Source organism: Luteimonas sp. YGD11-2, from assembly GCF_004118975.1.
Classification (GTDB): domain Bacteria; phylum Pseudomonadota; class Gammaproteobacteria; order Xanthomonadales; family Xanthomonadaceae; genus Luteimonas; species Luteimonas muca.
This window is the reverse complement of sequence record NZ_CP035376.1, coordinates 1,165,174-1,187,986: the sequence shown is the minus strand read 5'-3', so window position 1 is coordinate 1,187,986 and position 22,813 is coordinate 1,165,174. Positions and strand designations below refer to the sequence as shown.

Here is a 22,813-nt window from a genome sequence, read left to right as displayed (position 1 = left end):
CACCGCTTCGCGGCGCGGCTTAATTCTGGTGTTAGGCCCCTCCCATATGCTGTCGCTATCTGCACCCACGGCCGAGGACGAACAGGACTTGGGGCAGTTTGAGTTCACAAACCGGGCGTTCTTCGAATCACATATTAATGCGAGGGCGACATCCTTCTATGAGCCGGGCGGAATCGCAAAGGCGATCGCAGTTGCTCAGGCCGAAGCAGCAGAGGGCAGCGCGTATCAGTTCCTCGCGAGAAACGGGTCGGGCCACCTTGTCGCCCGTGTCAACCTTACCCGGGTCCGTGGCGACCACTTCCATAGCGCGGAACTGGGCTATCGCGTAGCCCAAGACCATGGCGGCAAAGGCTACGCGACTGAGGCAGTTCGGCTTGCGCTAGATTATGCTTTTGTGCGGCTCCGGCTTCACCGAGTCGAGGCCGCAGTTCGTGTAGGGAACGAAGCCTCGGCCAAAGTGCTTCTGCGAAACGGCTTTGTGCAATTCGGCCATTCAAGCCAGAGCTTCTGGCTCTCTGGCCAGTGGCACGACGTGCTTCACTTCGAACGGCACGGTGCCTAACAACGCGCTCAAGCCGACTCCGCATCGGGGCGCAAACCACATGGCAGGTACAGCTTTCCATGTGCTTCACGCCCCGCTGCGGCGCGGCTTAGCTTAGGTGTTAGGCGCTAGGGGGCGCCCGATCTGATGGTTATTCTTTTCTTTGTTGCTCTGATCCTAGCTTGGCCAACAGCTGGCCTCTCGATCGTTGCGTATATCTCTCTTCTCGTTATTCGTGGCTATCTTCAGGCCAAGACTAGGATGCACCATGCTGACAAGCTAAGGGCGCATCGTGAAGTTGTTTCCGGTAGCACACGGTTACCATCATGGATGGCTGACCGAGACAAAATTGAAGAATTTATCTATGGCGTACAAAACGCAGCGGAGCACAATGGGGTTCCCAAGTTGTTCTCTGCCATGGTTATGAACAAGCAAGAGGTCATGAAGCCCCTCATGCACTTAGCTGGATCGATGGAGGCTCAAGGCGCATCGTTCATTGAGCAGCAAATGGCGGTAATGGAAAAGCTTATCGAGCTGTACAACATGGAGTAGTCATGCAGATCGAGAGAGACGCGCCTAACAATTCATTCAAGCCGACGCCGCTTCGCGGCGCGGCTTAATTCAGGTGTTAGGCCCCACAGACGTTCTGATCTAGCTTGTGACAGGTGAAACACGTTATGTGGAAAGCGCTGCATGCCATTCGTAGAGTCTTCACGCCTGCCATACCGCCATCACTCCCCAGCTATCCAGCAGCATCTAGGTCCGACAGCTTGCTGAGCTCATTTTTTCGAGAGCCAGCGAACTATGCTAATCAACCATCAGATCGCATGTTTAAAGCCGTCGGCCGCCCAACGAACTATGACGACTGGGATTGGGGCCGGCTTGTCTACTGCTGGACAGGAACTTCAATTTCTGTGCGCGTCGTTGTACAAGGCGGAACCGTCATATCCGCAGAACTAATCGACCCCACAGACCAGCGGCGCTTCGCAGAGGCCATTGAGGTATTGTGGGAACGGCCGGGAAACCACGTCCGCTAGCGGCTTGGCGCAGTGTAAGCTGGGGCCTAACAATTCGTTCAAGCCGAACTTGCTTCGTTACACCAAAGCCATGGCAGGAAAAGCTTGCCATGGCTTTGGCTCCACTACGCAGTCGGCTTAACTCAGGTGTTAGGCCTAAATGGCAATTCTCGGTCCCAGCATAAGATTCCAACTTGTCTTCTTGTGCCTTCTAGTCATGTGGGCAGCGATAGGTGCACCGGACACAGGCAGCGATCCACTTGACGTTTTAATCATTGGAGCGGTGTACTTCATTGTTTCTTACACAACGGGCTGGAGCTTTGACTTCCGCCCCCGCACGATCGCTGTGATTCTGGCGGTCGCAGTTCTCTCTACATTCTTGCTACCACCCCTTGACCGAAGCGGGACGTTGACACAAAAACTGGTGTGGTTAACTTATTTTGCGATCGGCTACAGCGTCGCTCATTTCATAGTTTTGGCCCTCAAGCCTCTTTGGCAAAAGCAGAAGGACTTGGGCAATGAGCCCTAACAATTCATTCAAGCCGACGCCGCTTCGCGGCGCGGCTTAACTCAGGTGTTAGGCACCAAACCAACCATTCCGAGTGACCATGGCATTTAGTGAGCTAGAGACCAAGCGAGTGGAAAAGGCTGTCGGAAAGTTCGTCGAGGAGCATCGCCCGCCGCCACACATCCGACATGAATTGGATCTTTCGTATCGCATTAATGGGCAAAGCGTTGAGATCTTTGAGGTTCGTCCGCGGTGGCGTGGCGCTCCTGGCGAGATCATCGAACAGCCGGTCGCGAAGGCTACGTTTGTCAGAACTACAAACCTTTGGAAGGTGTTCTGGATGCGAGCGGACCTGAAGTGGCATGCCTATCCACCCACGCCTCAGGTCGGCACAGTTGACCGGTTTCTTTCCTTGGTGGCAGAGGACAAGCATGCCTGCTTCTTCGGCTAGCATTGGTGCCTAACAATGCCGTAAGGAGCTTCCGGTCAACTCCGAGTGCATGAGCGCCGCGCCTGAGCGTTGAGGCATTTGCTGTTCTCCTGTTGTCGGTATTGCAGTAACACGCGCCAGAGTGATGGGTGATCGAAGCGTTGCCAGACTGCATTTCCGTAATCGGTCTTGTTGGATCGGTGTTGCTGATCCGGACCAGGGTAAAAACCGCACCCGAAGGCCTCTCTCATTCATCGGATTCGCCCATGCACGGAGATCAGCCGTGTCATGCGATGGCGCCACCTTGTTAGTCAGGCTCTCTCCGGGGCGGTCTGACCGCTTGCTACCTGTTCGCTCTGGCGTTGAACATCGTTTGCCCTGCGCGCCTTCAGGCGGCCATGGCGTGTGAGCGCTTCGCCGGTCTCTGCACCATCGGGTGCCTGAGCCAGGCCTCGGCGTCGTAGTCCTCGTCGCGCGCCAGCATCGCCCACAGTTGCCGTGCGTGCTTGTTGGCGATCGCCACCAGCACCTTGCCGAAGGGCAGGCGTTGCGTCAGTGCGCGGATCCAGATCTGCTCGGCGCTGGCCTTCTCCAGCGCAACGGCGTTCGCCCGCTGCAAGCTGCTTCTCGCGCCCTGGATCAGCAACGTGCGCAGGTCGCTGTCGCCGCGGCGGCTGATCCCGCCCAGCCGTTGCTTGCCGCCGCTGGAGTGTTGCGTGGGGGTCAGGCCCAGCCACGCTGATAGCTGGCGGCCATGCATGAAATCGCGCCCATCACCGATCGTGGCGATCACCGCATCGGCGGTCAGCGGTCCCACGCCGAGCAGCTGCTGTGCACGCAAGCTGCGAACATCGGCTTTGGCGTGCGTGGCGATGCCAGCGTCGCAGGCCGCGACCCGCTCGCGCACCTGTTGCCAGTGTCGCTGCAGATCATCGAGCAGCCCGTGCAGCATCGCCGGCAACTGCTGGCGTACGACCTCATCCCCGAGCGCGCGACGCAGCGCGTGGTCACTGCGCGCCACCACCACGCCGAACTCGGCCAGCAGACCGCGCAGACGGTTGCTAATGGCCAGCCCTTCGGCCTTGTAGCCTTCGCGCACGCGATGCCAACTCAGCCGCGCCTGCTGGTCGACTGTCTTTACGGCCACGAAGCGCATGTTGCCCTGTCGCGCGGCCGTGGCGATCGCCTCGGCATCGTTGCGGTCGTTCTTGTTGCCCTGCGACTTGCGGAACGGTTTGACGAACTGCGCCGCCATCAGGCGCGGCACCAGCCCGTGCGCGTGGCAGCGCCGCGCCCAGTGATGCGCGCCACTGCAGGCTTCCATCGCCACCACCGTGCCGGGCGGCAGCTGGACCAGCCATGCAGCAAAGGCGTCGCGCTTGAGGTCGCGGCGCTGTCGAACCCGCCCGGCAGCGTCCAGCTCGGCCACCGAAAACACCTGCTTTGCCAGGTCCACACCCATGGTTATAGTGCCCATTGGAGACTTCCCCTTCGTTTGATTGTTCGTCGAAACACAATCATGGCACTCGATGCCGAGCGGCTCGCCGCCGAAGTGGGAAGTCTCCTTTTTACTCGTTCAAGCCGACACCGCTTCGTTCCGCGAACCACATGGCAGGTACAGCTTGCCATGTGGTTCGCTCCACTACGCGGCGCGGCTTAACTTAGGTGTTAGGTGTGCAGGAGAAAGAATGGACGAGCATGTAGTCACCGGGCTCTGGGCTGGGTTATTGGGAGGATCTGTCGTTCTCGCGTTTAGCTTGCTGGCTCCACGCACTCGCTGCCCCAATTGCTCCGAGCCGCTTCCTCGTATTCGTTTGCCATCTTCCATCAGGCAGGCCGCCTTCGGTGGCTGGGTGTGCAAAGCGTGCGGTACCCAGGTGAGCCGCTCGGGGACGCGTTCGTGAGCTCTCGGCCGCTCACATCTAACAATTCCGCAAGGAGCTTCCGGTCAACTCCGAGTGCATGAGCGCCGCGCCTGAGCGTTGAGGCATTTGCTGTTCTCCTGTTGTCGGTATTGCAGGAACACTCGCCAGAGTGATGGGTGATCAAAGCGTTGCCAGACTGCATTTCCGTAATCGGTCTTGTTGGATCGGTGTTGCTGATCCGGACCAGGGTAAACACCGCACCCGAAGGCCTCTTTCGTTCATCGGATTCGCCCGTGCACGGGGATCAGCCGTGTCATTCGATGGCGCCACCTTGTTAGTCAGGCTCTCTCCGGGACGGTCTGACCGCTTGCTACCTGTTCGCTCTGGCGTTGAACTTCGTGCGCCGTGCCGACCCCTCAGGCGGCTATGGCGCGTGTTTTGTGCTTCGCCGGTCTCTGCACCATCGGATGCCTGAGCCAAGGCTCGGCGTCGTAGTCCTCGTCGCACGCCAGCATCGCCCACAGCTGTAGCGCGTGCTTGTTGGCGATGGCCACCAGCACCTTGCCGAAGGGCATTCGTTGCGCCAGGCCGCGGATCCAGATCTGCTCGGCGCTGGCAGTCTCCAGCGCAACCGCATTCGCCCGCTGCAAGCTGCTTCTCGCACCCTGGATCCGCAACTTGCGCAGGTCGCTGTCGCCGCGGCGACTGATCGCGCCGAGACGCTGCTTGCCGCCGTTGGAGTGTTGCGTGGGGGTCAGCCTCCCAGGCCGTTGGCATCGCCCCGCTTTTGCAAACCCTCGGGCTTGCGCGAGGCGATGCCCGGAGGCTGGTGGTGCCCGGCGCGCAATGCGAGGATTGCTCGGGATGGCCTGCTGCTCCCGGACTGAGGCGTGTTCGACGGCCCGGGTGCCGGGCCAACTGACCGCCTCCGCAATCCAGCCTCGCGCATGAACCAGACACTCGTTCTCATCTTCTTTTTCGCGACCGCGCCGGTCGCGCTGATGCCCAGCGTGATCGCACTTACAACCCGTCACCGCTCCCGCTTCCTGATTGCGGCCGCGAACGTGGCCCTGTGGGCCTGCATTTTCTTCCTGGCGCGGAGTTTTTCGCTCGACACATCGAGTGTGTTCCGTCTGCCGACCTATCTCGCGCTTCTGTCGTGGCTGGTGCTGTTGGGCTGGTCTGTCCGCCAGCGCCCGGCTGCACCGCGGGGCGGCAAAACGTAACGCTGGGCCCGGGTTCGCCATGCAACAGGCACTTGCCCACGTCTCGCTTCTGGTCCGTGATTACGACGAGGCCCTGGCGTTCTACGTCGGCACCCTCGGGTTCCGTCTGGTCGAGGACTCGCCACGTCCCGACGAAGGCAAACGCTGGGTGGCGGTGGGACTGTGGCCGTATTTCCGGGATCCGTATGGCAATCTCTGGGATCTGCTGCAGTACAACGGGTCGGCTGCGTCGGGCGTATCGACCGGGTGACCACCCATCAGACCGGTGCCATGCATGGCGCCGCGGATCAGAGACCAGACCCGGGAGCCTCCATGTCATCGCCAGAGAAGCCTCGACTGACCCGGTCCCGGGACAAGTGGTTGTTCGGCGTCTGCGGTGGAATCGCCAGCCACTTCGGCTGGCGGCCCGGAAGCGTCCGGATCGCATGGTGTTTCGGCACACTGCTTACGGCCGGCGCCGGCGGAATCGTCGTCTATCTGTTGTTGGCGGCTGTCATGCCACCGCCGCCGCGGGGATTCGATATCAATGACTTCCGGGTGCAGTAGGCCCGGTGGCTTTCATCCACTTCACTACCCCACCGCACAGGTTCGACGATGGGAATTCTTGATGGGCTGCTCGGCAATGCGTCGAAGATCGACCCTGCGCGGATCCAGCAGGAGTTCGGCCGGGTGCTGGCGCCGGGGGAAACGGTGGAGCACGCGTACAAGCTCATCCGCGACTACTTCGTGTTCACCGACAAGCGCCTGGTGCTGGTCGACAAGCAGGGCCTGACCGGAAGCAAGGTGTCCTACCACTCGATCCCCTACCGCAGCGTGGTCCATTTCAGCGTGGAAACCGCCGGTTCGTTCGACCTCGATGCGGAGCTGAAGATCTGGCTGTCGGGCAATCCGGTGCCGATCCAGAGGCAGTTCAACAAGCAGCTCGACATCCACGAAGTGCAGAGCGTGCTCGCTTCGTATGTGCTGCGCTGACGCCTGCTGCGGGGCCGCCCGGCACCGCCGACTTTGTCAGCGCGTGCCGGCGCCGGCATCATGCACGGGCTGCCCCGATCCGGAACCCCGATGCGCCGCCTGCTGCTGTTGCCGCTGCTGATCCTCCTGTCCGCCTGTGCCGGCCTGCCGAAGCCGGGGTCGGACACCGTGTTCATCGTGGTGCGCCACGCGGAAAAGGCCGAGGCCCCGGCCGAGGATCCACCGCTGACCGCGGCCGGGCGCGCACGCGCGCAGGCGCTGGCGACACTGCTGGCCGATGTTCCGCTGTCGGCGATCTACTCGACCGCCACCCGACGCACGCGCGAGACCGCGCGTCCGCTGGCCGATGCGAAGGGGCTCGAGGTACGCGAATACGACGGCAGTGCACCGCCCACGGAAACGGTGACCGTGATGCACCTGCGCCATGTCGGCCAGCAGGTGCTGGTGGTCGGCCACAGCAACACGGTGCCGATGCTGGTGTCCACCCTGTGCGCGTGCCCGGTGCCTCCGATCGACGAGAGCGTGTACGGCGAGGTGTACGAGGTCCGCATCCGCGCCGATGGCGATGCGCGTCTGTCGAAGCGCGAGTTCTGAAACAGGAGCGGTCGCACCGCTCGCTCCACTGCCGCGCATGACGGCGACGCTCACCGGCCTGCCTGCGGTCGCCACCGCCGATGCGCGCGTGCTGGTGCTGGGCAGCATGCCGGGTGCCGCATCGCTCACGGCGCAGATGTACTACGCACATCCGCGCAATGCGTTCTGGCCGATCATGGGCACGATCGCCGACGCAGGCCCGCAGTTCCCGTACCCGCAGCGACTGCAACGGCTCGCTGATGTCGGCATCGCGCTGTGGGATGTGCTGGCGCACTGCGTGCGCGATGGCAGCCTGGATGCACGGATCGAACCCGGCAGCATCGTGGTCAATGACTTCGACGCCTTCTTCGCGGCGCGTCCACGGATCACGCTGGTGGCATTCAACGGCGGGACGGCGGCTCGCCTGTTCGCCCGGCATGTGGCGCCGTGGCTGCCACGGCAGGTCGCGAGCGTGGCGCTGCCGTCCACCAGCCCCGCGCATGCCGCGATGCGCCTGGAGGAGAAGCTGGATGCCTGGCGGTCCGCGATCGCTCCTTGCCTGCCGCGCCCGTAGGCGCGGCCACGCGCGCGTGCATCGACGTATGCATCGCACGCACACGGAAGTGCGACGCAGTTCGCAATTTGTAATGGCGCCCGCACAGGTCTAAGGTCGTGGGCGGGAAGGTCCGATGCGCGATGGGGATCGCGCGGTGACCAACAAGGGGGAATGTCGAATGACCAGAACCACACGCCGGCTGCCGCGCGCCGCTGCCGCCATCCTGCTGTCCACGCTGTTCGCGCCGCTGGCATACGCCCAGCAGGCCGACGAATGCCCTCGCCTGCCCGGCGATGCGGCGCTCACCTGGACGCAGCGCAGCAGCGATTCATTCCTGATCTGCCGGGCCACCGATGCCGACGGCCGCGAGGCATTCGGCCTGTACCTGGCCGGCAGTTCGCCGTTCGAGCCGGCACGCAGCAACCGCGAGGAGCGCGGCGTGGTGGCCGGGCAGGAGATCCGCTGGTATCGCGGCGAGGTGGCGGCGGATCCGTCGACGCTGGTGCGCGAGACGCTGGTGGAACTCGACAACGGGCAGGTGATGCACGTGTGGCTGCATGCGCGCACCAGCGAGCAGCTGCAGGAGAACCAGCGGCTGGTGGAATCGCTGCGCTTCGACGAGGCGCGGTTCTCGGCGAACTGAGGGCTGCGGCGACCGCGATACGGTCGCCTTGCAGCCCGCTAGAAGCGGCCTTCCTGGAAGTCGACGAAGGCCTGCATCAGTTCCTCGCGGGTGTTCATGACGAACGGGCCGTGGCGGGCCACAGGCTCGCGCAGCGGGCGACCGGCGACGATGATCGCGCGCGTCGCGACGTCCGCCCGTAGGCGCAGCACATCACCACCGCCGAGCACCGCCAATTCCTGTGCCGACAGCGGCCGCGCGTCATCGCCCTCGCCCACGGTCAGCGCGCCTTCGTAGACATAGACGAAGGCGTTGTGGCCTTCAGGCAGCAGGTGCGTCCAGTCACGGCCTGCGTCCAGGGCGAGGTCGAGATACAGCGGGTCGGTGGCCGGCTGGGCGATCGGGCCCGCGACACCGTCGACCTCGCCGGCGATCACCCTGACCTCGACGCCTTCGGCCGGGCGCACCACCGGGATGCGCTCGGGGCCGAACTCCTGGTAGCGCGGGGCGGTCATCTTGTCCCTCGCCGGCAGGTTCACCCACAGCTGGAAGCCGCGCATGCGGCCGGCTTCCTGCTCGGGCATTTCCGAGTGCACCAGGCCGCTGCCGGCGGTCATCCACTGCACGCCGCCGGGCACCAGCAGGCCCTCGTGGCCCTTGTTGTCGCGGTGGCGCATGCGGCCGTCGAGCATGTAGGTGACGGTCTCGAAGCCGCGGTGCGGATGCTCGGGAAAGCCTGCGATGTAGTCCTCGGCACGTTCCGTGCCGAATTCGTCGAGCAGCAGGAACGGATCGAGATCCGGCAGCTGCGGGCTGCCGATCACGCGGGTCAGGCGCACGCCGGCGCCATCGGAGGTGGGCGCGCCGCGCAGCCGGCCGGCAACACGGGCGTAGCGGGTCGGGTCGATGGCGCTCATGGCGGGCTCCGCAGGGTGGACATGCCCCAAGGATGGGGACGCCCGGTGCCGGCGTCACCTGCCAGCAGTGGAACGCAGGGTTACCGCGCCGCCCCCGCTGCTATTCCCAGCAGCGGTCGGTGCGGCCCTTGAGCGTGGCCTCGCGGCCGCATTCGCGCTGGGCGACGCGCCCTTCCGGATGCTCGACGAGCGTGCGCGCGCCACGCGCAGTACCGACCAGCGAGAACGCGTCATAAAGCCTGCCGGTGGCGGTGCGCGCCTCGTAACGCAGGGTGTCGCCGTCGATGCGCAGCACCTGGAACAGCTGGGTGTCCTCGGCCACCGGCGCCATGGTGTCGCGCGCCTGCTGCGAGAGCAGGTACTGCTTGGCACCGGCCACCGACACCACGTACTGGGGCGTGGCCGCACCGGCATCGCCCGCGCGCCGGCCGTAGGTGTGGTCGTGGCCCTGCAGCACCAGGTCGACCTGGTGCCGCTCCAGCACCGGCATCAGGTGCTCGCGCAGCAGCGCGTTGTCGCGCCCCTCGCGTGGCGAGTACAGCGGCTGGTGGATGGCCACGATCGACCACGCGCGCGGGTTGTCGCGCAGCACGCCATCCAGCCACGTCGCCTGCGCGGCCGCGGTGCCCAGGTCGAGCGCGGAGGTGCCGTCTAGCACGACGAAGCGCGCGTCATGCATGTCGAACCAGTACGTGGTGCGCTCCGCACCCGGCGCACCGTTGTCCGGCAGCGCGAACATGTGCGGCCAGTGCTGGCCGAGCACGCGGCGCTCCCGGGGCGTGTCCTCGAATTGCTTGAAGTACTCGTGGTTGCCGGCCACCGGGGCGACCAGCATCGTCGCGGCGATCGCTGCCGTGATGTCGGCCCACTCGCCCCACTCGTTGTCGTCCTCGCCATCGCCGCCGCTGACGAGGTCGCCGGCAAACAGCGCCAGCCGCGCCTGCGGCGCATGCCGCAACGCCTCCAGCAGCACCCGGCTGCCGTGGCTTGCGTTCTTGTTCTGGGTGTCGCCGAAGTACAGGAACTCCAGCGCGGCGCCCGGTGCGGCGGCGGTGCGCAGCTGCCGCCACGGGCTCCACCAGCCGTTGCCGCCCTCGACGCGGAAGGCATACAGCGTGTCGGGCTCGAGCCCGTCCACGTCCACCCGGTGCTGGTGGCCCGCGCCATTGCCGGTCGCGAAGGCACTGCTGCGCGCGGCCAGGCTGCGCGGCTCGCCCACGGCCGGGGAATCGTCGGCCACCACCAGTTCCAGCCTTGGCGCCTCGATGCCCGCCGAGGTGCGCCAGGAGACCTGGAAGCCGCGTGCGGGGTCGGCCGCCGGCGTGGCGAGGATGCGATCCGGGCGGGCGGCTGGCGCGTAGTGCAGGTCGCCGGAGGGCACCAGGGTGTTCGGCTCGAGCGCATGGATGCCCGGGCCGAAGCGATCAGCGGCGAGCACCGGCGCCGTCAACGGCACGACCAGCAGCAGTGCCGTCATCAGCCGCCGGCAACCCGCGAAGGAAGCGGCCCGGCGCGGGCCCGGGGGAACCGCGCGGTCGCGATGGCTCAGCGCGCGCATGCGGGCAGCTCCAGTGCGTTGGCGATGTCGCGCCAGTCGATGGCGACCGCGCCCTGGTCATCGTGCACCGCGTACAGCACGCCATCGGGGAAGCGTGCGGTCGGCGCGTCATGCAACCAGATGCCATCGGTGTTGGCGACCGTCGGCCCGCTGACGGCGCCGACGTGCTCGAGCGACGTGCGTTCGAACAGATGGAACGCCGTACGTCCCTTGCCCTGCTCGGTGGTGATCCACCAGCCGCTGCCGTCGGCGCAGGTCCTGAGCATGATCCCCTCGGCCTGCGCCTGCAGGAACTGCGCGCCGATGGTGCGCCCGGCGAACCGGCCTTCCAGGTCGTACACCTTGAACTCGTTGGCGTAGGTCTCGTCCTCCTCGGCGATCAACAGGCGGTCGTTGGCGGGATCGCCCCATAGGGACTCGACCACGCGCAGCGCGCCCTCGGGCGAGGTGTCGCCGAACGCGTCGATATGGCGTGCGCTGAATCCATCTCCCTCGCGCGAGAAGGCGAAACGGTGTACGCGACGATCCAGCGCTTCCAGCGGCGGCAGGATGTCCTCGCCCTGCGCATCCTCGCCGGCCATGTAGGCATCGGTCACGTAGATCTCGTAACCGCCGCCGGTGTCGTTGATCCAGATGCCGTACGGCAGCTGCAGCACGTCGGCGCCGAACTCGGCCACCGTGCGCATGTCCGGCAGCTGCAGCACCTGCACGCGGCGGTTGTCGCGCTCGACTACGAACACCAGGTCATCGGCGATGGCGATACCGTTGGGCCGGTCGAACTCGCCTGGCCCCGTGCCCTGCCCGCCCACATGGCGGACGCGTTCACCGGTGGCACCGTCGTAGACCACCAGGCGATGGGTGGACTTGGCGGTGGCCAGCAGCAGCACGCGGCCATCGGCTGCGGTCCAGCTGGCAACGGAGTCGATGTTGTCCTCCGGCGTCATCGGCGTGGCGAATGCCTCGGGCACCTCGACCGCGCGTGCGGCATCGGCGCGGTTGGCTTCGCGGGCGACGTCGGCGCGATCCTCCGCATCCATCGCCGCCGGTCGAGGTGGCGCGTCATTGCTGCAGGCGACGATGGCCAGCGCCAGTGCGCAGGCGGCGAGTTCGTGCGGGATGCGGAAACCCCTTGTCTGCTTCATCGTGTGTGCCCCTAGAAGTTGAATTTGACGCCGAGCGCGTAGCTGCGGCCGTACAGCTCGTTCTGCACGGTGAAGTCGCGCGAGCCCTGGTAGACCTCCAGCGGGCGATCGAGCAGGTTCGCCGCTTCGAGGTACACGCTCCAGTCGTTGTTGATGCTGTAGTCGAGGCTGAAGTCGAGTTGTGTGTTGGGCGCGACCCACAGGTCGTAGCGGGCGTCGTCACCGATTTCGTCGAGGTACTCGCTGCGATGCACGACAGCCAGCCGCGTGCTGAGGCGATCGTTCTCCCAGCCGATGTGCGCGCTGTACAGCCGCTCCGAAGACAGCGGCAGCGCGAACGTCTCGCCTGCGCGGTCCTCGGTGCCGGCAACGAACTCCGTGTCCAGCCAGGTGCCGCTCAGGCCGACCAGCAGGCCGCTCCATGCGCCGGGCAGGAAGTCGAGCTTCTGCTGCCAGTTGAGCTCGACGCCGAGTACTTCCGCGTCCTCGCCGTTGACCGGGCGGGTGACGTCGTACCCCGGGAACTGCGGATCGCTGCCGGTCCAGGTCTCGACGATGTAGCCGTCGATCGATTTGTGGAAGATGCCGGCGGAGAAGATGCCGGACTCGCCGAGGTAACGCTCGAAGGAAAGATCGACATTGAGCGACTCGTAGGGATCGAGCTGCGGATTGCCCAGCGACACCTCCCCGTCGTCGCGGTGGATGTTCACCCGCGGCGAGATGTCGCCGAAGGTCGGCCGCGCGATCGTTTTCGTCACAGCGCCGCGCAATACCCAGTCGTTGCCGGTGTCGTAGCGCAGGTGCAGGCCAGGCAGCACGCTGGTGTACGAACTCGACGATGACGTCGGGGCGGCGGTGAGCTCGCCGTCCGCGTCGAGGTCGACCATCCAGCCTGTGGCGTCGAACTCCGTGCGCTCAACGCGCGCGCCGGCGATGACGCGCAGGTTGCCGATGTCGCGCGTGCCCATCAGGTAGCCGGCCAGCACGTCCTCGCTTGCGGTGTAGTCCTCGACCAGCGAGACCATGGTGTTTTCGGCGACGTCCTGCGGTCGCGCGGAAAACGCACCGCGGTTCCCGCGCACGAAGCGGCGCATCGCTGCAGACGACATGCCGTCTCCGTAGTCCCCGTGCCGATAGCCGGGCGAACCGGTGGTCCATGCGGCAAGGTCCACGTCCGGGCCACGGCGGTATTCGGCCTCGTCGACGTTGACGTCGCGGTCGCGCCAGCGGCCAAGAACGCCGGCCTTCACGGCCATGGTGTCGCCGTTCCAGCTGACGTCGAACTTCGCGCTCAGGGAGTCGTCGTCGACCTGTTTGGGCGCGATCACCAGGCGGTCGAGGCCGTAGTTGGCGTTGCGCAGCCAGGCGTCGCCGCCGGCCGGGTCGATGACATCGAACGCGGGGATGCGGCCGGGACCGATGCCGATCGCGACATCGTCATCGCCGAGGTACTCGAAGCGCATTTCGATCTCGTCGTCGACACGCTCGCGCGCCTTGGTATAGCCGAGCTGGTAGTCGAAGCGCGCCTGGCCGACGCGGTTCATGCCACCGGCGCTCATCGTGAGGTTGTCCTCCTCCTTGGTGCGGTAGCGCAGGCGGCGGCCGAAATCGTCGGCGGCGATGTTCTCCACCGTCCAGCTGTCGCCGGTGTAATCGACGATGTCGCCCTCGCCCACCGGGAGGATCTGGTTCTGGCGGGTCTCGGCATCGGTGAAGTCGGTGAACAGCGTGCGCAGGTAGTACTGGTTGTTGTTGTCCGGCCGCCAGTCGAGGTTGAGGTTGACGCCGGTGCGCTCGCGGTTGATCTGGTACTTGCGACGCTGGACCTCCACCGGTGTGAGGCGCTCGCCGGTGACATCCTCGAACTGGTCGTCGTATTCGACCTCGATGTTGTCGGACTCGTAGTCGCGGTCCTGCCAGCTCACGCCGAAGGCCACGCCGAAGGTGCCGTTGTAGATGTCGCTGAAGTTGAATGCCGCCTTCGGGCTGGTTTCGCCACTGAGGGTCTGGTGGTCGAGCTCGGCCTTGAGGCGCATGTTGCGGCCGTCGCGGTCGAAGGCCGATGCCGATTCGACCAGGATGGTGCCGCCGAGCGAATCGCCGGGCAGGTCCGGCGTCGGCGCCTTGATCACGGTGAGCCGCTCGGTGGAGTCCGAGGGGATCACGTCCAGCGGTGCGGCGCGGCTGCTGTCCTCCGGCGTGCCCATGCCCACGCCGTCGACCATGACCGAATTCTGTGCGGCATCGAGGCCGCGGATCACCACGTAGCGGCCTTCGCCCTGGTCGCGGGTGACGCTGATGCCCGGCAGGCGCGACAGCGATTCGCCGACGTTCTGGTCGGGGTACTGGCCCATGGAGTCCGCGGACACGGTGTCCTGGATGGCATCGGACGCGCGCTTGAAGTCGATCGCGCGCATCTGCGATTCGTACTGGCCATGCACCACGACGCGGTCGAGATCGGTGGCATCCATGCCGGGGGTGGGCGGTGCGAGCGACTGCGCGAACGCGCCGGGCGCGGCAAGGGCGGCCAGTGCGATGGCGATCGCGGCCGGGAGCGGATGTCTGCTGGTCACGGGGATCCGTTGGGTGTGGACGACTGGTGCACATGCTGTTGCCACGCGGTTGCACACCCATGACAGCAATGTGCCGGTCACATGACAGCGTTGCGGTCACGCCGGTTTGCGCGACACTGCGCCCATCGCTTACCTGGAGCCGCCATGAAGATCGTCGAAGTCCGCCACCCGCTGGTGCAGCACAAGATCGGCCTGCTGCGTGATGCCGAGCTGCCGACCAAGGCCTTCCGCGAGCTGGTCACCGAACTCGGCACGTTGCTGGCCTACGAGGCCACCGCAGACCTCGAGACCGAGCCCGCGGTGCAGCGCGGCTGGGCGGGTGACGTGGAAGTGCGGCGCATCGCCGGTGCCAAGATCACCCTGGTGCCGATCCTGCGTGCCGGGCTGGGCATGTTGAACGGCGTGCTGTCGCTGATCCCGGCGGCCAAGGTGAGCGTGGTCGGCCTGCAGCGCGACGAGGAGACCCTGCAGCCCGTGCCCTACTTCGAACGCCTCACCGGCCGCCTGGACGAGCGCGATGCGCTGATTCTCGACCCGATGCTCGCCACCGGCGGCACCCTGATCGCCACCGTCGACATGCTCAAGCGCGCCGGCGCACGACGCATCCGCGCGATCTTCCTGGTCGTGGCACCGGAAGGCCTGCGTGCACTGGAGGCGACGCATCCGGATGTCGAGGTCTACACCGCCGCGATCGACCAGCGCCTCAACGAGAAGGGCTACATTCTGCCGGGCCTCGGCGACGCTGGGGACCGGATCTTCGGAACGCGGGTGGGATGACGCGCTGCCCGTGCGGGCTCAGCGTCGCCGCTGCCGGCGCCAGGCCATGAGGGCGACGATCGCCAGCAACAGACCGGCGGCCAGCCAGTAGCGCCAGTACGGCCCGGACTCTTCAATGCGCGTGTCCGCGGCGGAGTCCGCGGCTACCGCGGCGTCGTGGCCGGCATCGGCGGCGACTGCAACCCAGCCGTCGTCGGTCGCAACGAAACCGGTGCCATCGGGCAGCACCAGTTCCGACCAGCGCAAGCGCAGGTCGCCGGCCTGCGGTGCCATCGGATCGGCCGCCGTGGTGAGCACGTCGCCCACGCGCTGGAAGGTGGCCGCCAGGTTCGGTGGGAGAAGCGCCGGATCCGGATGCAGCAGCCGCCAGACCCCCAGTTCCACGATCAGCGCGTGCGGCAGCTCGTCACCATCGGGCATCCGCGCGGGCGCCAGCCACACCCATGCCGCGAGCGGCGGAGCGGGATCGGCACGCCCGTCCGGTAGCTGCGTGGACGGCACTTCGACGTCCTGCCAGACAAGGCGGTCGCCCTGTGTACCGGGCACCCGTCGCAGGATCTGCACGTCGCGGCGTAACGCGTAACCGCTGCTGGCGATACCGAATTCGCGGTCGACCAGGCGCTCCGCGGGTTGCGGCTGCACCGGGGCAACCGGCGCCTGCGCTGTTGCGGTGCCCATGGCCAACAGCAGCAGGAGCAGGCCGGCAATGCGCATCCTCAGCCGCCGAGTGTCCGCGCCTGCAACGAGGCGACCTCATGCGTGGTCGCATAGCGGCCACGGTCGTCGCGCACCACCCGCGCCAGCGCGATGTCCGGATCGTGGGTAAAGAACAGATGCACGTCGCGCGCCAGTGCGTCGGCCAGCAGCGCATCCTTCTCGTCGATCAGCAGCTCGGGGTTGCGGTCGTAGCCCATGGTGATCGGCACGTGCACCCACGGCCGCCCGGGCACGAGGTCGGCGCAGAACACCACGCCGCCGTGCGGCTGGCCGTCGACGCGCTCGGGGCCGAGGATCTCGGCCAGCATCATCCCCGGCGTATGGCCATCGCTGTAGCGGAAGCGCACCGCATCGCCGAGCAGCGGCGAGCGGTCGCCTTCGACGAACTGCAGGCGGCCGCTGGCTTCCAGCAGGCCCGGCAGCTCGGGAATGAAGCTTGCGCGGTCGCGCGCGTGCGGCTTCGTGGCGCGCGCCCAGTGCGGGCGGCTGGTGAGGAAGGTGGCGTTCGGAAACAGCAGCTCCGGCGCCCGGCCTTCGCTCCACGCCGACAGCAGGCCGCCGGCGTGGTCGAAGTGCAGGTGCGACAGCACCACCACGTCGATGTCCTCGTGCGAGAAACCGGCTTCGGCCAGCGAATCGAGCAGCACGTGGTGCTCCTCGACCACGCCGTAGCGGTCGCGCAGTGCGGGGTCGAAGAACGCACCGATGCCGGTCTCGAACAGCACGGTCTTTCCGTTGAGCGGCGTTGCCAGCAGCGCGCGCGTGGCCAGCGGAATGCGGTTGCGCTCGTCGGGCTGAGACCAGCGCGTCCACAGTGCGCGCGGCGCGTTGCCGAACATGGCGCCGCCATCGAGCTGCTGGGAATTGCCCTGCAGGGACCAGAGCTTCATGGCGCAGGCGTGGTCGCGCGCAGCTCCACCCTCGCCTCGCCGACATCGTTGCGCGGGTCGGTGCCGCCTTCCAGGGTGTTGTCGACGCGGTTCCAAAGCACCGTCTGCAGGTTGCCCCAGACGTGGCTGGAACCGCGCCCACCCGCGGCCTCGTCCGGCGGCAGGTTCAGCTCGTGGCCCATCGCGCGCAGCGCAGCCGCGGTGGCCGCGTCGAACATGCCGCGCTCGGCGGAGACCACGTCGGGCATCCACTGGTGGTGGAAGCGCGGCAGCGCCGCGACCTCCTGCGCACCGAAGCCGGCGTCGTACCCGAGCATGCCCAGCAGCACCATGGTGATGATGCGCGAGCCCCCGGGGTACCCAACACCGCCACGCGGTCCGGGCGCACCATGAAGCTCGGCGTCATCGAACTCAGCATGCGCTTGCCCGGTGCCGGCGCGTTGGCGTCGAAACCCATCACCCCGAACGCGTTCGGCGTGCCGGGCTTGAGGGCGAAATCATCCATCTCGTTGTTGAGCAGCACCCCGGTGCCGGGCGGGATCAGCCCGGAGCCGTACAGCAGGTTGACTGTCTGCGTGCCGGCCACGCGGTTGCCATCGGCGTCGATGATCGAGAAGTGGGTGGTTTCCTCGTCTTCCAGCGGCGTCGGTTCGCCGGACAGCAGGTCGCTGGGCGTGGCCCTGGCGGGATGGATGGTGGCGCGCAGGCCGGCGGCGTAGTCGCGGCTGGTCAGCAGGCGCTGCGGGACGTCGACGAAGTCCGGATCGCCGAGGTAGAAGGTGCGGTCGCGGAACGCGCGGCGCATCGACTCGATGGTGAGGTGGGCACGGGTGGCCGGTTCGAGTGCGCCGAGGTCGTAGGGTTCGAGGATCTGCAGCATCTGCGCCAGCGCGATGCCGCCCGACGACGGCGGCGGCGCGGTCACGATCTCCCAGCCGCGGTAATCGAAGCGGATCGGCTCGCGCTCGGCCACGCGGTACGCGGCCAGTTCCTCCGCCGTCCACTCGCCGCCCTCGGCGCGCACGCCGTCGATGAGCAGGCGCGCGGTCTCGCCGCGGTAGAAGCCGTCGAAGCCTTCGGCCGCGAGGCGCTCCAGCGTGCGCGCAAGATCCGGCTGCCGGAACAGGTCGCCATCGCGCAGTGGCCGGCCCTGGGCGAGGAACACTTCCCGGGTGCCGGGGTAGCGCTCCATCACCGCACGGCGGCGTTCGTAGCCGCGGGTCATGCGGCCGTAGGCGGGGAAGCCTTCCCGCGCGGCGTGGATGGCCGGCGCCAGCGACTGTGCCAGCGGCAGCTTGCCGTAGCGTTCGGCGAGATGGACGAATGCCGCGGGAAGCCCCGGAATGCCGGCGGCCCACGGGCCGTTCTCGGCGCGGTCGCGGTCGAACCCGCCGTCCGCGGTGAGGTAGCGTTCCGGGGTCGCCGCGGCCGGCGCGGTCTCGCGTGCGTCGATGAAGATGTCGCGGCCACTGCCGGCGTCGTGCAGCAGGAAGAACCCACCGCCGCCGATGCCGGAACTGATCGGCTCCACCACCGACAGCGTGGCCGAGACCGCGATCGCGGCGTCGAACGCGTTGCCGCCCTCGCGCAGGATGCGAAGGCCGGCATCGGTTGCCAGCGAGTGCGCGGATGCCACCGCGGCTCCGGGCGGGCGCTCCGCGAGCGGCGTGCGGCTGCCGTCGGCGGCGGCCAGCGGGGCGACGAACAGGCACAGCGTCAGCAGCAGCCACCAGGCTGCCGGGCGCCGGATGGCGTGGGTCATTCGGAATCCTCCAGCCGTCGCAACTTGGCCAGCAGCTGCTCCGGGGTCTCGGGAAATGCGGGGTCCGGGTCGATGCATTCGACCGGGCATACCATCACGCACTGCGGCTCATCGTGATGGCCCACGCACTCGGTGCACAGGGCCGGGTCGATCACGTAGATCGCCGCGCCCATGGTGATCGCCTTGTTGGGGCAGACGGGCTCGCAGACGTCGCAGTTGACGCAGAGCTCGTTGATGATCAGCGCCATGGCGGCGCCTCCGCGCAGACGCGCTGGCGGCGTCCTGCGCCCACCTTCCCGGCCGGAGCCGGGAAGGCGAAAGCGGATGTCGGGTGACGATCCGCGGTCACTTCGCCTCGACGAAGCGGTACTCGACGCCGGCCGGCGCCACCGCTGCCTCGACCCGCGGGTTCTCTTCCGCCGAACCCAGGTAGACCACGCGCACGCCCTGCATCGTGTTTTCCGGAACGCCCTCGAACGCGGCGACCACGAGATCGGCGACACGGTTCGAGTTGGGGCCGGCATAGGCCAGCAGGTTGCCGCGGATGATGCCGCGCTGCAGGTCGAGGCGGGCCTTGTCGAGCAGGCGCTCGTAGCTGCCTTCGAAGTCCTCGGTGCTTTCGCCGGGAACCAGGTAGATGTAGGGCTGGTTGGTGATGCCCTCCATGTGGCGCGGCACCTGGTCCTGCAGGTAGGTGCGCCAGGCCGCGCTGTCTTCCGTGGTGGGCGCCGGCACCGCGGCGCGCTCGACCTGCTGCGGCGCCTCTTCCTGCTGGCACGCGGCCAGCGGCAGGGCCAGGCACGCGGCCAGCAGCACGTTGTTGATGGTCTTCATGGTGGAGCTCCCCGTGGATGGATGGTTCGGCATGTGGGTGGTGATCACTTCTCGTTGCGCCGCCATTCGGCCTGCAGCGCGTCGGCCACCGCCGCGGGCACAAAACCCGAGACGTCACCGCCGAGGCGGGAGATCTCGCGCACCAGCGACGAGGAAATGAAGCCGTACTGCTCGGCCGGGGTCAGGAACAGGGTCTCGACCTCGGGGATGAGATGCCGGTTCATGCTGGCGAGCTGGAATTCGTACTCGAAGTCCGACACCGCGCGCAGGCCGCGCAGCAGCACGCCGGCCTCGACCTCGCGCACGAAATGCGCCAGCAGCGAGGCGAAGCCGCGCACTTCGATGTTCGGGAACTGCACCAGCGCCTCGCGGGCGAGGTCGACGCGCTGGTCCCGCGGAAGCGTCGGGCCCTTGGCGGCGCTTTCCGCCACGCCGACGATCACCTTCTCGAACAGCAGCGACGCCCGGCCCACCAGGTCGACATGGCCGTTGGTGATCGGGTCGAAGGTGCCCGGATAGACCGCGATGCGGCTGCGGGGCGCGCTCATGGCAGGCATGGCTCGGCGTGCGGCGACAGGGCCGTCAGTGTATCAGTGTCGCTGCGACCGCCGCCGCTCAGCCGGCACCGCGCCGGTACAGCGCATGGCGGGCGTCGCGGGTGCCGCCCTCGCGGTGCAGGTGCCAGTCGCCGTCGGGTTGCACCGGCGCCGCAGCCGGCGATTCCACATACAGCCAGGCATCGTCGGCGAGCCACGGCGCCAGCCGCTGCAGTGCGGTGGCCCACAGGCCGCCCTCGAACGGCGGATCGCAGAACACCCCGTCGAAACGGCCCAGCAGCGGCGCGCGCAGGAGCTCCAGTGCATCGGCGCGCACCACCTGCACGCTGTCGGCCGCATCGAGCCGGCGGACGCTGGCCTCGAGCGCATCCGCGAGCGCGGCATCGCGCTCCACCAGCACCGCCTGCGCGGCGCCGCGCGACACCGCTTCAAAGCCCAGCGCGCCGCTGCCCGCGAACAGGTCGAGCACGCGCGCACCGGGCAGCCATGGCTGCAGCCAGTTGAACAGTGTTTCGCGGGCGCGGTCGGACGTGGGACGCAGGCCGGGCGCATCGGGCACCGGAAGCCGGCTGCCCCGCCAGCGCCCGCCGACGATGCGCACCGAGCCCATTCCCGGCCCTCGCGCTAAGCGCGACGCACCGGTACCGGGACTGTTTCGACGGGCCATAAAAGGTCCTGCTGACGCGACGGAGCAGGATCATAGACCAGCCATCACGTGCGCCCGCCCTTGATTGCGGCGGCAGCGGCCCTCATCTGCCCGCTGTCGCCGTGCCTTGCGCGGCCCGCACACCAACCCTTCTGTCGACGGAACCACGATGACCACGGACACCCACAAGGAAACCCTGGGCTTCCAGACCGAGGTGAAGCAGCTGCTGCACCTGATGATCCATTCGCTGTACTCCAACAAGGAGATCTTCCTCCGGGAGCTGGTGTCGAACGCGGCCGATGCCGCCGACAAGCTGCGCTTCGAGGCGATCGGCCAGCCCGCGCTGCTCGAGGAAGATCCGAACCTGCGCATCCGCATCGATTTCGACACGCAGGCACGCACCGTCACCATCGACGACAACGGCATCGGCATGAGCCGCGACGAGGCGATCGCGCATCTCGGCACGATTGCCAGGTCCGGCACCGGCGACTTCCTCAAGGCGCTGTCGGGCGACCAGAAGAAGGACGCCAACCTGATCGGCCAGTTCGGCGTCGGCTTCTACAGCGCCTTCATCGTTGCCGACCGGGTCGACGTGTACAGCCGCCGCGCCGGCCTGCCCGCGTCCGAAGGCGTGCACTGGTCGTCGGCCGGCGAAGGCGAATTCGAGGTCGCCACCATCGACAAGCCGGAGCGCGGCACCCGCATCGTGCTGCACCTGAAGGACGGCGACGACAGCTTCGCCGACGGGTGGACGCTGCGCAACATCGTCAAGAAGTACTCCGACCATATCGGCCTGCCGATCGAGATGCGCGCCGAGCGTCATGGCGAGGACGACAAGGATGCGGCAGCCCCGGAATGGGAAGCGGTCAATCAGGCCAGTGCGCTGTGGACGCGTCCGAAGACCGAACTCAAGGACGAGGACTACCAGGCCTTCTACAGGCACATCGCCCACGATTTCAGCGACCCGCTCACCTGGAGCCACAACCGGGTCGAGGGCAAGCTGGAATACACCTCGCTGCTGTACCTGCCCGGGCGCGCACCGTTCGACCTCTATCAACGCGACGGCGCCAAGGGCCTGAAACTCTACGTGCAGCGCGTTTTCATCATGGACCAGGCCGAGCAGTTCCTGCCGATGTACCTGCGCTTCGTGCGCGGCGTGGTCGATTCGGCCGACCTCTCGCTCAACGTCTCGCGCGAGATCCTGCAGGCCGGCCCGGTGATCGACTCGATGAAGGCCGCGCTGACGAAGCGCAGCCTCGACATGCTGGAGAAGCTGGCCAAGGACAAGCCGGAGGCCTACCGCACCTTCTGGCGCGAATTCGGCCAGGTGCTGAAGGAAGGCCCGGCCGAGGACTTCTCCAACCGCGAGAAGATCGCCGGCCTGCTGCGCTTCGCGTCCACGCATGACATTACCGGCGAGCAGTCGGTGGCGCTTGCCGACTACGTGGCGCGGATGAAGGAAGGCCAGGACCGCATCTACTACCTCACCGGCGAAACCCATGCGCAGGTCAAGGACAGCCCGCACCTGGAGGTGTTCCGCAAGAAGGGCATCGAGGTGCTGCTGCTGACCGACCGCATCGACGAGTGGCTGATGGGCTACCTCACGGAGTTCGACGGCCGCCAGTTCGCCGACATCGCGCGCGGCGACCTCGACCTCGGCAAGCTCGCCACCGACGAGGAGAAGCAGGCACAGGAAGCCTCGTCGAAGGCCAAGGAAGCACTGGCCGGCCGGCTCAAGGCGATCCTGGGCGACGACGTGCAGGAGGTGCGGGTCTCGCACCGGTTGACCGATTCGCCCGCGATCCTCGCGCTCACCGAGGGTGCGGTGAGCCCGCAACTGCGGCAGCTGCTGGAAGCCAGCGGGCAGCAGGTACCGGAGTCGAAGCCGGTGTTCGAGTTCAACCCCGAGCATCCGCTGATCGCCAAGCTCGATGCCGAGCAGGATCCGCAGCGCTTCAGCGACCTGTCGCGGGTGCTGTTCGACCAGGCCGCGCTCGCTGCCGGCGACGGCATCAAGGACCCGGCCGCCTACGTGAAGCGGCTCAACAAGCTGCTGCTGGAACTGGCCGGCTGACGTGCCCGGGTGCCGGCTGCAGAGGCCGGCGCCCTTCTCCCGCCCTCCCGTCGCCGG

24 protein-coding genes and 1 pseudogene are annotated in these 22,813 nt (G+C 66.9%); 12 read left to right on the top strand and 13 right to left on the bottom strand.

Features of this window, described 5'->3' with window-relative positions; translation table 11 throughout:
* The first annotated feature begins 46 nt into the window (after positions 1–46).
* From ERL55_RS05435 to ERL55_RS05425, 3 genes are all read left to right on the top strand, one after another.
* Positions 47–562 carry a GNAT family protein gene (locus ERL55_RS05435; RefSeq protein ID WP_129135519.1) on the top strand — a complete coding sequence of 172 codons (516 nt, stop codon included), beginning with the start codon at positions 47–49 and terminating at the stop codon, positions 560–562.
* 126 nt (positions 563–688) lie between these two features.
* Positions 689–1,093, top strand: a complete 405-nt coding sequence (locus ERL55_RS05430; RefSeq protein WP_129135518.1) for a hypothetical protein — start codon at positions 689–691, stop codon at positions 1,091–1,093.
* 1,072 nt (positions 1,094–2,165) lie between these two features.
* Entirely contained in the window at positions 2,166–2,516 is a 351-nt protein-coding gene (locus tag ERL55_RS05425) for a DUF3024 domain-containing protein (protein ID WP_129137223.1), read from the top strand.
* A 367-nt stretch (positions 2,517–2,883) separates the two neighbouring features.
* On the opposite strand, the gene ERL55_RS05420 is transcribed toward ERL55_RS05425, so the two are convergent.
* Both ERL55_RS05420 and ERL55_RS15235 read right to left on the bottom strand, forming a co-directional pair.
* Positions 2,884–3,972, bottom strand: coding sequence for an IS110 family transposase (locus ERL55_RS05420; RefSeq protein ID WP_129135517.1), 1,089 nt, complete (start codon positions 3,970–3,972; stop codon positions 2,884–2,886).
* Positions 3,973–4,776: 804 nt separating this feature from the next.
* On the bottom strand, positions 4,777–5,394 hold the full coding sequence (locus ERL55_RS15235; RefSeq protein WP_256386138.1) for a transposase: 618 nt from the start codon (positions 5,392–5,394) through the stop codon (positions 4,777–4,779).
* Here ERL55_RS15235 and ERL55_RS05410 point away from each other — a divergent pair.
* From ERL55_RS05410 to ERL55_RS05380, 7 genes are all read left to right on the top strand, one after another.
* On the top strand, positions 5,308–5,586 hold the full coding sequence (locus ERL55_RS05410; RefSeq protein ID WP_129135516.1) for a hypothetical protein: 279 nt from the start codon (positions 5,308–5,310) through the stop codon (positions 5,584–5,586). The genes ERL55_RS15235 and ERL55_RS05410 overlap by 87 nt on opposite strands.
* Before the next feature lie 19 nt (positions 5,587–5,605).
* Positions 5,606–5,836 carry a VOC family protein gene (locus ERL55_RS05405; protein WP_129135515.1) on the top strand — a complete coding sequence of 77 codons (231 nt, stop codon included), beginning with the start codon at positions 5,606–5,608 and terminating at the stop codon, positions 5,834–5,836.
* 20 nt (positions 5,837–5,856) lie between these two features.
* Positions 5,857–6,132: a PspC domain-containing protein gene (locus ERL55_RS05400; RefSeq protein ID WP_343132722.1), complete on the top strand. Its 276-nt coding sequence runs from the start codon at positions 5,857–5,859 to the stop codon at positions 6,130–6,132.
* Positions 6,133–6,180: 48 nt separating this feature from the next.
* Complete coding sequence (locus tag ERL55_RS05395; RefSeq protein ID WP_129135513.1) at positions 6,181–6,558, top strand: PH domain-containing protein; 378 nt, start codon at positions 6,181–6,183, stop codon at positions 6,556–6,558.
* 90 nt (positions 6,559–6,648) lie between these two features.
* A complete protein-coding gene (locus ERL55_RS05390) occupies positions 6,649–7,152 on the top strand; it encodes a histidine phosphatase family protein (RefSeq protein ID WP_164972119.1) in 504 nt (167 codons plus the stop codon).
* Positions 7,153–7,189: 37 nt separating this feature from the next.
* Entirely contained in the window at positions 7,190–7,705 is a 516-nt protein-coding gene (locus tag ERL55_RS05385; RefSeq protein WP_129135511.1) for a DNA-deoxyinosine glycosylase, read from the top strand.
* A gap of 160 nt (positions 7,706–7,865) precedes the next feature.
* Positions 7,866–8,330, top strand: a complete 465-nt coding sequence (locus ERL55_RS05380) for a hypothetical protein (RefSeq protein ID WP_129135510.1) — start codon at positions 7,866–7,868, stop codon at positions 8,328–8,330.
* 38 nt (positions 8,331–8,368) lie between these two features.
* Here the strand turns inward: ERL55_RS05380 and ERL55_RS05375 are convergent, their stop codons facing one another.
* The 4 genes from ERL55_RS05375 to ERL55_RS05360 all read right to left on the bottom strand — a co-directional run bounded on the left by ERL55_RS05375 (position 8,369) and on the right by ERL55_RS05360 (position 14,499).
* Positions 8,369–9,226 carry a pirin family protein gene (locus ERL55_RS05375; protein ID WP_129135509.1) on the bottom strand — a complete coding sequence of 286 codons (858 nt, stop codon included), beginning with the start codon at positions 9,224–9,226 and terminating at the stop codon, positions 8,369–8,371.
* A 100-nt stretch (positions 9,227–9,326) separates the two neighbouring features.
* Complete coding sequence (locus tag ERL55_RS05370; protein ID WP_129137222.1) at positions 9,327–10,703, bottom strand: metallophosphoesterase family protein; 1,377 nt, start codon at positions 10,701–10,703, stop codon at positions 9,327–9,329.
* Positions 10,704–10,771: 68 nt separating this feature from the next.
* The gene (locus tag ERL55_RS05365; RefSeq protein WP_129135508.1) at positions 10,772–11,926 is read right to left on the bottom strand and encodes a 6-bladed beta-propeller; all 1,155 of its coding nucleotides are present in this window, start codon (positions 11,924–11,926) and stop codon (positions 10,772–10,774) included.
* Positions 11,927–11,937: 11 nt separating this feature from the next.
* Positions 11,938–14,499, bottom strand: coding sequence for a TonB-dependent receptor (locus tag ERL55_RS05360; RefSeq protein ID WP_129135507.1), 2,562 nt, complete (start codon positions 14,497–14,499; stop codon positions 11,938–11,940).
* 144 nt (positions 14,500–14,643) lie between these two features.
* Here ERL55_RS05360 and upp point away from each other — a divergent pair, with 144 nt between their 5' ends.
* Positions 14,644–15,276: a uracil phosphoribosyltransferase gene (gene upp, locus ERL55_RS05355; protein WP_129135506.1), complete on the top strand. Its 633-nt coding sequence runs from the start codon at positions 14,644–14,646 to the stop codon at positions 15,274–15,276.
* 18 nt (positions 15,277–15,294) lie between these two features.
* Here the strand turns inward: upp and ERL55_RS05350 are convergent, their stop codons facing one another.
* The 7 genes and pseudogenes from ERL55_RS05350 to rsmD form a co-directional block, all read right to left on the bottom strand.
* The gene (locus ERL55_RS05350) at positions 15,295–15,990 is read right to left on the bottom strand and encodes a hypothetical protein (RefSeq protein ID WP_129135505.1); all 696 of its coding nucleotides are present in this window, start codon (positions 15,988–15,990) and stop codon (positions 15,295–15,297) included.
* Between the two features lie 2 nt (positions 15,991–15,992).
* A complete protein-coding gene (locus ERL55_RS05345; protein WP_129135504.1) occupies positions 15,993–16,883 on the bottom strand; it encodes an MBL fold metallo-hydrolase in 891 nt (296 codons plus the stop codon).
* A pseudogene (ggt, locus tag ERL55_RS05340) lies at positions 16,880–18,645 on the bottom strand (gamma-glutamyltransferase). Before ggt ends, ERL55_RS05345 begins: the two are co-directional and overlap by 4 nt.
* Positions 18,642–18,893: a YfhL family 4Fe-4S dicluster ferredoxin gene (locus tag ERL55_RS05335; RefSeq protein ID WP_129135503.1), complete on the bottom strand. Its 252-nt coding sequence runs from the start codon at positions 18,891–18,893 to the stop codon at positions 18,642–18,644. Before ERL55_RS05335 ends, ggt begins: the two are co-directional and overlap by 4 nt.
* A gap of 97 nt (positions 18,894–18,990) precedes the next feature.
* Positions 18,991–19,479 (bottom strand): hypothetical protein, encoded by a 489-nt coding sequence (locus ERL55_RS05330; RefSeq protein WP_129135502.1) that lies wholly within the window; start codon positions 19,477–19,479, stop codon positions 18,991–18,993.
* 44 nt (positions 19,480–19,523) lie between these two features.
* Positions 19,524–20,027 carry a pantetheine-phosphate adenylyltransferase gene (gene coaD, locus ERL55_RS05325; RefSeq protein WP_129135501.1) on the bottom strand — a complete coding sequence of 168 codons (504 nt, stop codon included), beginning with the start codon at positions 20,025–20,027 and terminating at the stop codon, positions 19,524–19,526.
* Positions 20,028–20,094: 67 nt separating this feature from the next.
* Positions 20,095–20,703, bottom strand: a complete 609-nt coding sequence (gene rsmD, locus ERL55_RS05320; protein WP_129135500.1) for a 16S rRNA (guanine(966)-N(2))-methyltransferase RsmD — start codon at positions 20,701–20,703, stop codon at positions 20,095–20,097.
* A gap of 148 nt (positions 20,704–20,851) precedes the next feature.
* Here rsmD and htpG point away from each other — a divergent pair, with 148 nt between their 5' ends.
* Positions 20,852–22,756 (top strand): molecular chaperone HtpG, encoded by a 1,905-nt coding sequence (gene htpG, locus ERL55_RS05315; RefSeq protein ID WP_129135499.1) that lies wholly within the window; start codon positions 20,852–20,854, stop codon positions 22,754–22,756.
* The last annotated feature ends 57 nt before the right edge of the window (positions 22,757–22,813 follow it).